Source organism: Streptomyces atratus (assembly GCF_014648655.1).
Taxonomy (GTDB): Bacteria; Actinomycetota; Actinomycetes; order Streptomycetales; family Streptomycetaceae; genus Streptomyces; species Streptomyces atratus.
On the sequence record NZ_BMRN01000003.1, the window covers coordinates 316,350 to 330,083 of the forward strand.

At 68.8% G+C, this 13,734-nt stretch carries 13 protein-coding genes; 5 read left to right on the forward strand and 8 right to left on the reverse strand.

Translation table 11 applies throughout. The features are described 5' to 3' along the window. Nucleotides 1-161 precede the first annotated feature (161 nt). Together groES and groL are read left to right on the forward strand one after the other, a co-directional pair. The gene (gene groES / locus IEZ15_RS07155) at nt 162-470 is read left to right on the forward strand and encodes a co-chaperone GroES (RefSeq protein ID WP_093540722.1); all 309 of its coding nucleotides are present in this window, start codon (nt 162-164) and stop codon (nt 468-470) included. A gap of 99 nt (nt 471-569) precedes the next feature. After that, on the forward strand, nt 570-2,195 hold the full coding sequence (gene groL, locus IEZ15_RS07160; protein WP_114246142.1) for a chaperonin GroEL: 1,626 nt from the start codon (nt 570-572) through the stop codon (nt 2,193-2,195). Between the two features lie 155 nt (nt 2,196-2,350). On the opposite strand, the gene IEZ15_RS07165 is transcribed toward groL, so the two are convergent. The 5 genes from IEZ15_RS07165 to IEZ15_RS07185 form a co-directional block, all read right to left on the reverse strand. Next, a complete protein-coding gene (locus IEZ15_RS07165; protein WP_114246143.1) occupies nt 2,351-3,379 on the reverse strand; it encodes a hydroxyacid dehydrogenase in 1,029 nt (342 codons plus the stop codon). A gap of 35 nt (nt 3,380-3,414) precedes the next feature. After that, complete coding sequence (locus IEZ15_RS07170; protein ID WP_189275091.1) at nt 3,415-4,269, reverse strand: carbohydrate ABC transporter permease; 855 nt, start codon at nt 4,267-4,269, stop codon at nt 3,415-3,417. Then, on the reverse strand, nt 4,266-5,159 hold the full coding sequence (locus IEZ15_RS07175) for a carbohydrate ABC transporter permease (RefSeq protein WP_114246145.1): 894 nt from the start codon (nt 5,157-5,159) through the stop codon (nt 4,266-4,268). The genes IEZ15_RS07170 and IEZ15_RS07175 overlap by 4 nt, the downstream gene beginning before the upstream one ends. Next, nucleotides 5,159-6,487 (reverse strand): ABC transporter substrate-binding protein, encoded by a 1,329-nt coding sequence (locus IEZ15_RS07180; protein ID WP_189275093.1) that lies wholly within the window; start codon nt 6,485-6,487, stop codon nt 5,159-5,161. Before IEZ15_RS07180 ends, IEZ15_RS07175 begins: the two co-directional genes overlap by 1 nt. 204 nt (nt 6,488-6,691) lie before the next feature. Beyond that, the gene (locus IEZ15_RS07185; protein WP_189275095.1) at nt 6,692-7,777 is read right to left on the reverse strand and encodes a substrate-binding domain-containing protein; all 1,086 of its coding nucleotides are present in this window, start codon (nt 7,775-7,777) and stop codon (nt 6,692-6,694) included. Nucleotides 7,778-7,975: 198 nt separating this feature from the next. On the opposite strand from IEZ15_RS07185, the gene IEZ15_RS07190 reads away from it, so the two are divergent. Then, entirely contained in the window at nt 7,976-9,520 is a 1,545-nt protein-coding gene (locus IEZ15_RS07190) for a right-handed parallel beta-helix repeat-containing protein (RefSeq protein ID WP_189275097.1), read from the forward strand. 5 nt (nt 9,521-9,525) lie between these two features. On the opposite strand, the gene IEZ15_RS07195 is transcribed toward IEZ15_RS07190, so the two are convergent. Together IEZ15_RS07195 and IEZ15_RS07200 are read right to left on the reverse strand one after the other, a co-directional pair. Next, on the reverse strand, nt 9,526-10,299 hold the full coding sequence (locus tag IEZ15_RS07195; protein ID WP_189275099.1) for an SDR family NAD(P)-dependent oxidoreductase: 774 nt from the start codon (nt 10,297-10,299) through the stop codon (nt 9,526-9,528). A gap of 35 nt (nt 10,300-10,334) precedes the next feature. Continuing rightward, entirely contained in the window at nt 10,335-11,009 is a 675-nt protein-coding gene (locus IEZ15_RS07200) for an MOSC domain-containing protein (RefSeq protein ID WP_114249250.1), read from the reverse strand. Between the two features lie 90 nt (nt 11,010-11,099). On the opposite strand from IEZ15_RS07200, the gene IEZ15_RS07205 reads away from it, so the two are divergent. Next, nucleotides 11,100-11,990, forward strand: coding sequence for a LysR family transcriptional regulator (locus tag IEZ15_RS07205; protein WP_114249251.1), 891 nt, complete (start codon nt 11,100-11,102; stop codon nt 11,988-11,990). Between the two features lie 87 nt (nt 11,991-12,077). On the opposite strand, the gene IEZ15_RS07210 is transcribed toward IEZ15_RS07205, so the two are convergent. After that, nucleotides 12,078-12,413: a WhiB family transcriptional regulator gene (locus IEZ15_RS07210; protein ID WP_093893461.1), complete on the reverse strand. Its 336-nt coding sequence runs from the start codon at nt 12,411-12,413 to the stop codon at nt 12,078-12,080. Nucleotides 12,414-12,826: 413 nt separating this feature from the next. Here IEZ15_RS07210 and IEZ15_RS07215 point away from each other — a divergent pair, with 413 nt between their 5' ends. Next, entirely contained in the window at nt 12,827-13,438 is a 612-nt protein-coding gene (locus IEZ15_RS07215) for a response regulator transcription factor (protein ID WP_003948568.1), read from the forward strand. Nucleotides 13,439-13,734 lie beyond the last annotated feature (296 nt).

Sequence of the window (13,734 nt, forward strand, 5' to 3'; positions counted from 1 at the left end):
GAGTGCTAATCCCGGTCATAGTCTCGGTGCTGGCACTCAGCACTGGAGAGTGCCAGCAGTACTGTGCGACTGGCAGGTCCGGCACCCGCGACGACGGATCCACCTGGTCGCCATCCAAAGACTCTTAACCCCGTGAGATCTCCGAAGGGGGAGACCGGATCGTGTCGACCGCCAGCACCAAGGTTGCGATCAAGCCGCTCGAGGACCGCATTGTGGTCCAGCCGCTCGACGCCGAGCAGACCACGGCCTCCGGCCTGGTCATTCCGGACACCGCCAAGGAGAAGCCCCAGGAGGGCGTCGTCCTGGCCGTGGGCCCGGGCCGCTTCGAGAACGGCGAGCGCCTTCCGCTCGACGTCAAGACCGGCGACGTCGTGCTGTACAGCAAGTACGGCGGCACCGAGGTGAAGTACAACGGCGAGGAGTACCTCGTCCTCTCGGCTCGCGACGTTCTCGCGATCATCGAGAAGTAATTCACCCACGTTTGCTTATGTTCTGCGCCCCTGGCCCCCTGCGAACAACCAGCCGGGCGGTCGGGGGCGCAGTTCGTTTGAGAGGAAAGCTCAGCTGCCATGGCGAAGATTCTGAAGTTCGACGAGGACGCCCGTCGCGCCCTTGAGCGCGGCGTCAACAAGCTTGCCGACACGGTCAAGGTGACGATCGGCCCCAAGGGCCGCAACGTCGTCATCGACAAGAAGTTCGGCGCTCCCACCATCACCAACGACGGTGTCACCATCGCGCGCGAGGTCGAGCTCGACGACCCGTACGAGAACCTCGGTGCCCAGCTGGTGAAGGAGGTGGCGACCAAGACCAACGACGTCGCGGGTGACGGTACGACCACCGCCACCGTGCTCGCCCAGGCGCTCGTCCGCGAGGGTCTGCGCAACGTCGCCGCGGGTGCTTCCCCGGCCGCCCTGAAGAAGGGCATCGACGCCGCGGTCAAGGCCGTGTCCGAGGAGCTCCTCGCGACCGCCCGACCGATCGACGACAAGACCGACATCGCCGCCGTGGCCGCGCTCTCCGCGCAGGACCCGCAGGTCGGCGAGCTCATCGCGGACGCGATGGACAAGGTCGGCAAGGACGGTGTCATCACCGTCGAGGAGTCCAACACCTTCGGTCTGGACCTCGACTTCACCGAGGGCATGGCCTTCGACAAGGGCTACCTGTCCCCGTACATGGTGACCGACCAGGAGCGTATGGAGGCCGTCCTCGACGACCCGTACATCCTGATCCACCAGGGCAAGATCGGCTCGATCCAGGAGCTGCTCCCGCTGCTGGAGAAGGTCATCCAGGCCGGTGGCTCCAAGCCGCTGCTGATCATCGCCGAGGACGTCGAGGGCGAGGCGCTGTCGACCCTCGTCGTCAACAAGATCCGTGGCACCTTCAACGCCGTCGCGGTGAAGGCACCGGGCTTCGGTGACCGCCGCAAGGCCATGCTCGGCGACATCGCCACCCTCACCGGCGCGACCGTCATCGCCGAGGAGGTCGGCCTCAAGCTCGACCAGGCCGGTCTGGACGTGCTGGGCACCGCCCGCCGCGTCACCGTCTCCAAGGACGACACGACGATCGTGGACGGCGGCGGCGAGCCCGGCGACGTCAAGGGCCGGGTCAACCAGATCAAGGCCGAGATCGACGCCACGGACTCCGACTGGGACCGCGAGAAGCTCCAGGAGCGCCTCGCGAAGCTGGCCGGCGGCGTGTGCGTGATCCGTGTCGGTGCCGCCACCGAGGTGGAGCTCAAGGAGAAGAAGCACCGTCTGGAGGACGCCATCTCCGCGACCCGCGCCGCGGTCGAGGAGGGCATCGTCTCCGGTGGTGGCTCCGCTCTGGTCCACGCCGTCAAGGTCCTGGAGGGCAACCTCGACAAGACCGGCGACGAGGCCACCGGTGTCGCGGTCGTGCGCCGCGCCGCCGTCGAGCCGCTGCGCTGGATCGCCGAGAACGCCGGTCTCGAGGGCTACGTCATCACCTCGAAGGTCTCCGAGCTCGACAAGGGCCAGGGCTTCAACGCCGCGACCGGCGAGTACGGTGACCTGGTGAAGGCCGGCGTCATCGACCCGGTCAAGGTCACCCGCTCCGCGCTGGAGAACGCCGCGTCCATCGCGTCGCTGCTGCTCACGACCGAGACGCTGGTCGTCGAGAAGCCGGCCGAGGACGAGGCCGAGGCCGGTCACGGCGGCCACGGCCACTCGCACTAGCGTGTAGCTCTGCTCAGCCGCTGAGGCCCGGTACCCCGAGGAGGGGTACCGGGCCTCAGCACGTGCGGCCGAATCGAGCACGCCCGCGCGGTGATCGAGGGCATCTTTCAGCCCGTCCGGTGATTGAGGACCGGGGTCCGGGGGCGGAGCCCCCGTCACGCCGAGCGCGGCAGCGCCCCCGCCCGGACCGGGTCCGCGAAGGGCAGGCCGGCCGCGAACCGCTCCATCTCGTCCAGTGCCTGGTCGGCCATCCGGTGCAGCTCATCGCCCAGCGAACCTGCGACATGCGGAGTGAGCAGCACATTCGGAAGGTCGTACAACGGCGAGTGCGCAGGCGGAAGTTCGGGCTCCGTCACATCCAGCACCGCGTGCAGCCGCCCGGTGGTCAGCTCGTGCAGCAGCGCCTCCTCGTCGATCAGCGATCCTCGCGCCGTGTTGATCAGCGTCACCCCGGTCGCCATGGCCGACAACTGCGCGGCGCCGATCATGTGGTGCGTTTCCGGGAGCTGCGGCGCGTGCACCGATACGACCGAGCTGCTCGCGCACAGCTCGTCGAGCGAGGTGAGCCGTACACCGAGCCGCGCAGCCTCCGGGCCGTCCACGTACGGGTCGTACAGCAGGACGTCCAGGTCGAAGGGGCGCAGCAGCTCGATCACACGCCGGCCGATGCGGGAGGCGCCGACGATGCCGACCGTTCGGCGGTAGTTGCCGGAGCCGTCGAGCTCAGCGAGCCAGTCGTGGTCGGCGCGCAGGGCGCGATAGCGATCCGCGGAGTGCAGGATGCGCTTGCCCGCGAAGAGGATCGCGGCGAGCGTGAATTCGGCGACCGGCAGCGCGTTGGCCCCGGCCGCCGAGGTGACGGCGATCCCGCGCTCCCAGCAGGCGTCCGTGATGTGGTGCTTCACGGAACCCGCCGCGTGCACCACGGCCCGCAGCCGGGGGGCGGCCGCCAGCACCTCGGCGGTGAGCGGCGTCGCACCCCAGCAGGTGAACAGCACCTCGGCATCGGCGAGCGCGGCGGCCACCTCGGGCGTCGGGTCGGCCAGGTCGTGGGCGACGAGGTGCGGATCGGTACGGGTGAGGGTGGCCAGCCGGGTGCGGTGGCGGTCGGCGAGGAGGCGTCCGGCGATGCCGGGGCCCATCGCGAGCAGGGCCGTCGGCCGGTTGTCAGTGGCGTGGGGCATGGTGGAACTCGTACTCCTCAGGTCTCGCGTGAGAGTCACTTGACGCTGCCGGCGGTCAGACCGGCCTTCCAGTGCCGCTGCAGCGAGACGAAGGCGACGATCAGGGGGATGACGGCGAGGAGGGAGCCGGTGACGACGAGCGGATAGAAGCTCGGCTCGCCGTGGGTGTTGGTGTTCCAGGAGTACAGACCGAGGCTCAGCGGGAAGAGCTTGCGGTCCGAGAGCATCACGAGGGGGAGGAAGAAGTTGTTCCAGATCGCGGTGAACTGGAAGAGGAAGACGGTCACGAAGCCCGGCATGACCATGCGCAGTCCGATGGACCAGAAGACGCGCAGCTCGCCGGCCCCGTCGATACGGGCGGCCTCCAGGGCCTCGTTCGGTATGTAGCCGGTGCTGAACACCCGGGCGAGATACACGCCGAACGGATTGACGAGCACCGGGATCAGCACGGACCAGTATGTGTTGACCAGGCCGGTCTTCGAGGCCAGGAGATACATCGGCAGCGCGAGTGCGGTGGTGGGGACGAGCACGCCCATCAGCACGAGGCCGAACAGCTTCTCCTTGCCCCGGAATTCGTACTTGTCGAAGGCGTACCCCGCGGCGACACAGATCAGCGAACAGACGATCGCCCCGCCGCCCGCGTAGAAGAGGCTGTTGAGGTACCAGCGGAAGTAGATGCCGTCGCCGTAGGAGGCCAGGTTCGACAGGTTCTCGCCGAGGTTGAAGTCCTCGAAGGAGAACGCGTTGCCCGCGAGCAGCCCGCCGGTGTCCTTCGTGGCGGCGGTGACCAGCCAGACGAGGGGGAAGAGCATGTAGACGACGGCGAGCAGGAGGAAGCCGTTGACGGCGGTCTTCGACATCCAGCGGCCGCGGGAGGCGGGGGAGTTCATGCTTTCTTGCCCTTCCGGCCGGTGAAGCGGGTGACGACGAAGGACAGCAGCGCGGCCGTGAGCGCCAGCAGGATGGAGGCGGCCGCGGCGAGACCGTAGTCGTTGCGTTCGAAGGCCGCGGTGTACGCGTACATGTTCGGCGTCCAGGTGGAGGAGACGGCGGAACCCGTCCCCTTGTTGAGGATCAGCGGCTCGGTGAACAGCTGGAGCGAGCCGATGACCGTGAACAGCGCGACCATCACGACCGAGGCGCGGATCAACGGGACCTTGATGCTGAGCGCGGTGCGCCAGGCACCGGCTCCGTCGACCGTGGCTGCTTCGAGTACGGAGCGGTCGATGGCCTGCAACGCGGCGTAGAAGATCACCATGTTGTAGCCGAGCCACTCCCACAGGGCGATGTTGACGACGGAGGGGAGGGCGCCTTCGGGCGAGAAGAAGTCGAAGCCGATGCCGCCGGACTCCATGGCGCTGACCACCGGGCTGAGCTGGGGCGTGTAGAGGTAGACCCAGATCAGCGCGGCGATGATGCCGGGCACGGCGTGCGGCAGGAAGAGCGCGAGCTGGAAGAACCGGCGGGCGCGGGCCAGCGTGGAGTCCAGCAGCAGGGCGAGGGCGAGGGCCCCGATGAGCAGCAGCGGAATGTAGAAGAGGCAGTATCCGAGGAGTACGCCGAAGCCCTCGCGGAATGCCCGGTCGCCCAGGGCCGCCGTGTAGTTGTCGAGTCCGCTGAAGACGGTCTCGGTGCCGCCGAAGCCCAGGCCGGACTGTTTCTCGGTGAACAGGCTGAGCCAGACCGCGTATCCGATCGGCAGCACCATGGCCACGGTGAACAGTACGAAGAAGGGCCCCAGCAGGATGGCGGCGGCTCTGGTCGTCCGGGCGCGTTTCATCAGCCTGCGTCCTCGACCTTCAGACCGCGCTTCTTCAGCTCGGCGACCGTGGCGTCGTGCCCGGCCTTCACCGCTTCCTTGATGGTGGTGCCGCCGCTCGCGACCTTGCCGAACTGGTCCTTCATGGTGGTGTTCGTGGTGCCGGTCGTCGGGCCCCAGTTCCAGTTCGGGCCGATCGATGTCGCGGCGCCCTCGAACACCTGGTAGATGTCCTCGCCGCCGTAGAAGCCGGCGTCGAAGGACTTCTTGGCCACCGGGCGCAGCGCCGCCGCGGCCGGGAAGGCGCTCGACGTGCCGGACTCGATGCGGGCCTTGATGCCTTCCTCGGTGGTCGACATCCAGGTGGCGAACTCGACCGCGGCCTCGGCCTTCTTGCTGGTCTTCGTCACCGCGAAGGTGGAGCCGCCGAGCATGCCGCTGGCCGGCTTGCCGTCCCAGCTGGGCATCGGGGCGACGGCCCACTTGCCGCTCTGCTCGGGCAGCGTGCCCTTGAGGACGCCCGCGCCCCAGGCGGCGCCGAGGTAGCCGACGGTGCCGCCGTTCTTCAGGGAGTTGGTCCACTCGGGGCTGAACGAGGCGTTGGCGCGGATCAGGTCGTCGTCGAGCAGGCCCTGCCAGTAGTCGGCGACCTTGTTGGTGGCCGCGTCGGCCGTGCTGACCTTCCAGGTGTCGCCCTCGGGCTTGTACCACTGGGCGCCGGCCTGCCAGGCCATCGCCTGGAACGTGGTCGGGTCATCGGGGAAGAAGGTGCCGATACGGGCCTTCTTGTCGGCCTTCTTGATCTTCTCGGCGGCCTTGCGGAACTCGTCCCAGGTCTTGGGGACCTCGACGCCGTACTTCTCGAACAGGTCCTTGCGGTAGTAGAAGGACTGCGGCGAGGCGTCGAACGGGACGGCCCAGTTCTTGCCGCCGAGCGTCGTCAGCTCGACCGCCTGCGGCAGCAGCTTCTTCTTGATGTCGTCGGTGAAGTACTGGCCGATGTCCTGGAGCGCGCCCTGACTGACGTACTCCGGAAGCTGCGGGTACTCGATGGAGACCAGGTCGGGGGCGTTGCCCGCCTTCACCGCGTTGGAGATCTTGGCGTAGCCGCCCGCGTTGCCGGACGGGATCTCCTCGTACACCACCTTGATGTTCTTGTGCGAGGCGTTGAACGCGTCAACGACCTCCTTGGACCCCTTGGCCCAGCCCCAGAAGGTGATGCTGACGGGCTTCCCGTCGCTTCCGGCGGCGGCACTGTCGTCGCCGCTGCCGCCACAGGCCGTGAGAACGGCGAGGGCGGTGGCGGCGCCGACTACGGCGAGGGACGTTCTGCTCGAACTGCGGCTCACAGCGAGGCTCCTGAACAGGCGACGACATTGGCGTTGGCCGTGATCCTTGGACCAGCCGTGACTGAAGTCAAGAGCGAAAGAGCGATTGATCGAAAAAAGATCAAATAAGTTACGTACGGAAGTGGGCGGAATGCCCCCGTGGAAGGGGGTCGTGAGGCCGCGAGAACGCCTGCTCCAAGCGGGCTTCACCGCCTGCTTCACTGCCTACGAGAAGGGTGCTCCGCACGAGTCCCGGACCCGCAGCTGCGGGAGCAGCGTCAGATGACGCCGGGGCGTGTCCGTGTCCTGGCCGAGCCGCTCCACCAGCAGTTCCGTCGCATGACGGCCCACTTCGCGCTTGGGTGGTGCCACCGCCGTGAGCGGGATGTCCGCGAGGGCCGCCACCTCGTCGTCGTACGCGATCAGCGCCAGATCGTCCGGCACCCGTACACCCAGCTCGGCCAGGCGCTGCACCACCTGGATCGCGTCCACGTCGTTGTGGATCAGCGCCGCCGTCGCCACCCCCGAGCGGACCGCCTCACGCAGCGCCTGCACGGCCTGTTCGAACGCGTCCGGGGCGAGTTCGGCCGGTACGGAATCGATCACGTCCTGCGGTGCGCGCAGCCTGAGCACGGCCAGGGCCTCCTCGTACCCGGACCGCACCGCGACGGCGGTCGGGGAGTCCGCCCGGGCCATCAGCAACGGCGCCCCGTGCCCGAGATCCACCAGGTGGCGTACGGCGAGCAGCACCCCGTGCGCATGGTCCGAGCAGACCCGGTCCAGGCCGTCCAGCGGGGAGCCCGCGGTGGGCCTGCGCTCCAGCAGGACGGTCGGCACGGGCAGCGAGGCGATCCAGCCGCCGAACGCGGCGGGGTCGCCGGGGTGCTGCCAGCCCGGCGCGACCAGCAACCCCTCGGCGCCCGCGGAGAGCAGGCCCTCGGTGCGGGCGTGGTCCTCCTGCGGCCGGTAGTCGGAGATCCGCAGGATCAGCCGGGCACCCGCCCTGGCCGCGGCCTCGTGTGCCCCACGGATGACCTCGGCGAAGTAGTAGGTCGACGAGGGCGCGAGCATGCCGAGGACCAGGCCGGTGCCGGTGCCGCCGGGCCCTGCGGCACCGGCTGCGTCCTGCGGCCAGGACACCGAGCCGTGCACCCGGTCGAGCAGGCCCCGGCCGGCCAGCTCTTCCACGTCCCGGCGCACCGTGACGGGCGATACCCCCAGCTGCGAGGCCAGATCCGAGACCCGGGCCGAGCCCCGTTCCTGTACCAGCCCCAGCAGGCGGTCATGACGTTCAGCAGCACTTTCGCGCACGGCAGCAGTCCCCTCGCAGTGTGTGGCCCGGCCCCCGGCCCGGCCGGTGCCGGGGCCGTTGTCCGACCCTAGACCAACGTGATCGAACGATGGGAGTTTCGATCATTCAAACGCAATCCATTGACGTTCGATCAATCCGAGTCCAGGATTCCGGCGATGCCGACTCGTCCCGCCCCTGACTGTTCGTACGGAGGAATTGTGAGACATCGCGTCACTGCTGCGACGCTCGCGGCCCTGACGGCCGCCGCCGGTCTGACTGTCGCCGGCCAGAGTGCCGCACAGGCCGCACCCACCGGCCGTACCTTCCACGTCGACTGCACAGCCGCCCCGGCCGGCGCCACCGGCAGCAAGCAGCACCCCTGGACCACGCTCGCCGAGGCCAACGCGCACACCTACGGCCCCGGCGACCGGCTGCTCTTCAAACGCGGCGCCACCTGCTCCGGCACCCTCGCCCCCAAGGGCACCGGCTCCGCCCGCGCACCGTTCACCATCGCCGACTACGGCAACGGCCCGGCCCGCGCCAAGCTGGACGGCGCGGGCGCCCACGATGTCGTGCTGCTCTCCAACATGCAGTACGTGCACCTCAAGGCCCTGGAGATCACCAACGCCGACAACCCCGGCAGCGAGCGCAACGGCGTCCGCCTCCGCCTCACCGACTACGGCACCGCCCGCGGCTTCGACATCTCCGGCCTCTACATCCACGATGTGCGCGGCGGCGACTACAAGACGGTGTCCGGCTCCAGCGCGATCCACATCGCGGTCGAGGGCAGGACGAAGGCGAGCCGGTACGACGGCCTGGACATCGGGCACAACCGCATCGAGGACGTCGACCGCGAGGGCATCTACTTCAAATCGACCTTCTCCAAGCGTGATCTGGTGGGCCAGCAGCAGGACCCGAACGTCTACCCGGGGGAGTGGACGCCGAGCACCGGAGTCCGCATCCACCACAACACGCTGAAGTCCCTGGCCGGCGACGGCATGAAGCTCGACACCACCAGCGGTGCCCGCGTCGACCACAACCGGGTCGACGGCTTCCAGCTGCGCTCGCCCTCCGCCAACGCGGGCATCTGGACCTTCAACACCGACGACACGACCGTCGAGTACAACGAGGTCTCGGGCGGCGGCAACACCCACGACGGGATGTCCTTCGACGCCGACGGCGCCTCGCGGAACACGGTCTTCCAGTACAACTACAGCCACGACAACAAGGGTGGCTTCCTGCTGATCTGCCCGTACAGCGGCGCCAAGACCATCGGCACGGTCGCCCGCTACAACGTCAGCCGCAACGACGGCGCCCGCCTGATCCAGAACTGCTGGGGCCCGATCCTGGGCACCGAGATCTACAACAACACTTTCCACAACAAGGAGCAGATCCCCGGCTACCTCGTCCAGGACGACGCAGGCAGCCCCGCCACCACCCAGCACGAACTGTCCATCCGCAACAACATCTTCGTGAGCGAGGGCACCGGCGGCTACGCCTTCAAGAACCCGACGCCCGGACTCTCCTTCGACCACAACGCCTTCTACGGCATCGACATGACCCGTCCCGACCCCGGCGGCATCACGGCCGATCCGAAGCTCCGGCCCGACTTCCGGCTCGGTGCGGGCTCGCCCGCCCTCGCCGCCGGAGCCGTCATCGAGAACAACGGCGGCAAGGACTACTTCGGCAACGAGCTGAAGCCCGGCGCCCCCAACATCGGCGCCTACGCGGGACGCGGGGTGAGGCAACCGCCCACCCGGTAACCCACTCACTGCGGCCCGTACTTGCGGCCTGTCTTGGAGGTGACCCCTCCGAGCAGGCCGCGCGGCGTCACCTTCACGAGCCCCATCAATGCCTTGTACCGCGGGTCCGGGATCGAGACCGACTTACCGCGTGCCAGGTCCGCCAGGGCCGCCGCCACCAGCTTGTCCGCGTCGAGCCACATCCAGCCAGGGATGTTGCCGGTCCCCATCCCGGCCCGTTCGTGGAACTCGGTCCGTACGAAGCCGGGGCACAGTGCCATCAGCCGAACCCCCGAACCGGCCAGGTCCTTCGCCGCACCCTGGGTGAACTGCACGACCCAGGCCTTGGACGCGCCGTACGTCCCGCGCGGCACGAACGCCGCCACCGAGGCCACGTTGACGACCCCGCCCCGCCCGCGCTCCCGCATCCCGGCCGCGGCCGCCGAGGTCAGCCGCAGCACCGCCTCGCAGTGCACCTTCAGCATGTTCAGCTCATCGGCCATGGGCACATCCAGATAGCGGCCCTTGTTGCCGAACCCGGCATTGTTGACCAGCAGGTCGACCGGCTGGTGACGGTCCGTCAACCGGGCTTCGACCGCGGCGATCCCCTTGTCCTCGGACAGGTCGGCCGTCAGCACCTCGGCCTCGATGCCGTGCCGGTCGTGCAGTTCGGTCGCCTGCTCGCGCAGCCGCTCGGTGTTGCGCGCCACCAGCACCAGGTTGTGCCCATCGGCCGCGAGCCGCCGCGCGAATGCGGCTCCGATCCCTGCGGTCGCGCCCGTAATCAGTGCAGTCGTCATACGCGGCACGTTAGTGCCTGTCCGGCACGCCGCGATCAGTCGTCCGCCGCCGCCTTCTCCACGTACTTCAGAGCGGCACGCAGCGACTCGGGATGCAGCGCGTCCCGCGCCGGGAGCAGCTTCGGGAGCAGCTCCCGACGCGTCGTCGAGGCCAGGAAGTCCAGCTTCACGGTGACGTCGTGGTCCGGCCGGTGCACGATCTCGACCGGGTCCCCGGATCGGATCTCGCCCGGCTCGATCACCCGCAGGTAGGCACCCGGGGCAGCCGCCTGTGTGAACCGCTTGACCCAGCGCTTCTCGTCGAGATGGCCGGCGAACGTACGGCAGGGAATCCGGCTCGACGTGACCTCCAGGACCAGGTCGGGACCGATCCGCCAGCGCTCGCCGATCTTCGCGCCGCTCACGTCCAGACCGCTGGTCGTCAGGTTCTCGCCGAACGTGCCATTGGCCAGCGGGCGGCCGAGCTCCCGCTCCCAGACGTCGAGTTCCTCGCGGGCGAATGCGTACACGGCCTGGTCGGAGCCGCCGTGATGGCGCAGATCGCACACCGTGTCCCCGGCCAGGCCGCTGCCGCCGGTGCCCTTGGGGCCGGGGTCGGTGACGCGTACGGGGCCGTCGGCCGGCTGCTTGTCGATCCCGGTCGCGCCGCCGGGGGCGTCGGTGCAGTCGACGACCTTGGGCCGTCCCACATTCACAGTCAGCAGCTTCATCGGCTTCATACGGAGAACGCTAACCACTCCACCCCCAAAGATGTGCGCCAATAACTCGCACGCAACCCAAGAATCGCTTATGTTTGAGTGGTGATCGAAGCCCGTCATCTCCGTGTCCTGCGCGCCGTGGCCGCCACCGGCTCGTTCTCCGCCGCCGCCCGCGAACTGGGCTGCACCCAGCCAGCGGTCAGTCAGCAGATGAAGGCCCTGGAAGCCTCTGCGGGAACCACCCTGCTGATCCGTACGGGACGCGAGATGCGGCTCACCCAGGCGGGCGAGGCTCTTGTCCGGCACGCCTCCGGAATCCTCGCCGGGCTCACCGCCGCCGAGGAGGAGGTCGCCGCGATCGCCGGGCTGCGGGCCGGCAGGGTCCGGCTCGTCTCGTTCCCCAGCGGCAGTTCCACGCTGGTCCCCGGCGCCCTCGCGGCGCTGCGCGCGGCCCACCCCGGCACCCGGGTCTCCCTGGTCGAGGCCGAGCCGCCGCGCTCGGTCGAGATGCTGCGAGAGGGCGACTGCGACATCGCACTGACGTTCCGTTACGGCGCCTCCGGCGCGGAGTGGGACGACCTGGTCGTACGCCCGCTGCTCACCGACCGGCTGATCGGCCTGGTCCCCGAGGGGCACCGGCTGGCCGGTTCGGCCGCCGTCGGCATTGCGCAGCTGGCCGACGAGTCGTGGATCGCGGGCTGCCCGCGCTGCCGCCGCCAGCTGGTGGAAGTCTGCGAGGAGTCCGGCTTCACGCCCCGGATCGACTTCGCGACCGACGACTACCCGGCAGTGATCGGCCTGGTCGGTGCCGGTCTGGGGGTCGCCGTACTGCCGGAGCTGGCGATCGAGTCGGTACGCCCCAAGGGGGCCCGCACGGTGACGGTGGAGCCGGCCATCGAGCGCGAGATCGTCGCCCTGACCCTGCCGGACCTGGCCCAGGTGCCGGCAGTGGCGGCCACCCTCGACCAGCTGTCCCTGGCGGCCGCCCGCTGAACTGGGCCTGCCTGTGGCCCGGCCCCCCTCGGTGGCCGGGTGAAATGCGGAAACGTTTTTGTATTTGTTGTGCCGGGTGGGGTGGGATCAGCCGTGTCCCGACGGGGACGGAAGGCCCGACGGCGCCGCTGCCGCGATCAGCCGGTTGCGGGCCCGTCCCATGAGCTCCTCGCGTTCGTCCTCGGTCAGTCCGCCCCATACTCCGTAGGGCTCTCGTACCGCCAGTGCGTGTGCTGCGCACTCGGCGCGTACCGGGCATCGCATACAGACCTCTTTCGCCGAGTTCTCGCGGGCGCTCCGTGCCGCCCCGCGTTCACCCTCCGGGTGGAAGAACAGCGAGCTGTCGACCCCGCGGCAGGCCGCCAACAGCTGCCAGTCCCACAGATCGGCGTTGGGTCCGGGAAGCCGGGAGAAATCTGCCATTGCTTGTCCCCTCGAAACCATGCTGAGTCGGAATCGTCGTTGTCGTCCGTTGTTGACCGTGCCCATGACATTTACATCTACGGTGTAAGTAGATGTAAATATGACTGATTGCGAATCTAGCCACAGACACCAGTAAAAGGGAAGAAAACCCGCCAAATAGGGCATACCTTCACGTGAAGTTTCGGTTGACGGTTGGATGATCCGTGCCGCTCTCCTCCGTGCACGGGTCCTCACGTAGAGTGCCGAACCCGGCCGTCCGACCCGTAACTCTTTCGAGTGACCATCGTTGAGAGGGCGGAGGCGGTTGACAGAAAAAGCGATCGGGCAGATGTCCGAGAGCGTCAACCGCTCAGGTGACGACTTGTAACAGCCTGGAGGCTCAAGGTGACGCGCATCAGCTGCGGAGGACGGTCATGACATCCGTCCTCGTCTGCGACGACTCCCCGCTTGCCCGAGAAGCGCTCCGTCGCGCGGTCGCGACCGTGCCCGGCGTCGAGCGTGTGACGACGGCGGCCAACGGCGAGGAAGTCCTCCGCCGCTGGGGCGCCGACCGTTCGGATCTGATTCTGATGGACGTACGCATGCCCGGTCTGGGGGGTGTGGAGACGGTCCGGCGGCTGCTCTCCGCCGACCCCGGCGCCAGGATCATCATGCTGACCGTCGCCGAGGACCTGGACGGTGTCGCGCTCGCGGTCGCCGCCGGTGCCCGCGGCTATCTGCACAAGGACGCCTCCCGTGCGGAGCTGCGGGCCACCGTCACCCAGGCGCTGGCCGATCCGACGTGGCGGCTCGCCCCCCGTCGGCTGCGGTCGGCCGAGATGGGTGCGGCGCCGACGCTCACCGCGCGTGAGATCCAGGTGCTCGAAGGAATGAGCCACGGCCGCTCGAACGCCGAGATCGGCCGTGAGCTGTTCCTCTCCGAGGACACGGTGAAGACGCACGCCAGGCGTCTGTTCAAGAAGCTCGGCGCTTCGGACCGGGCGCACGCCGTGGCGCTCGGCTTCCGCTGGGGCCTGGTCCGCTGAGGACCGGCCATGGCCGGCAGTCGATCGATTCCCCGTCCGCACACCGGCGGACGGGGAATGCGACCGACGTGCGCGAGGCGGGCTCCGCCCCGCCGGTGGCGCCCTCCGCGCCGGCGGTATGTGACGCTTCCCGGCCGATGCCGCATCCTTGAGATGTGGAGTTCCTCGGGAACGATTCGGTCGAGCGGAAGGGGAGGGCGCAGGACATGACTTCCGGCGCACCCGCTCATAACGCTTCGGTGCACAACTACGGACGCGGCGGCACGGATGACGCGGCTCCGAGGCACCATGGTCCG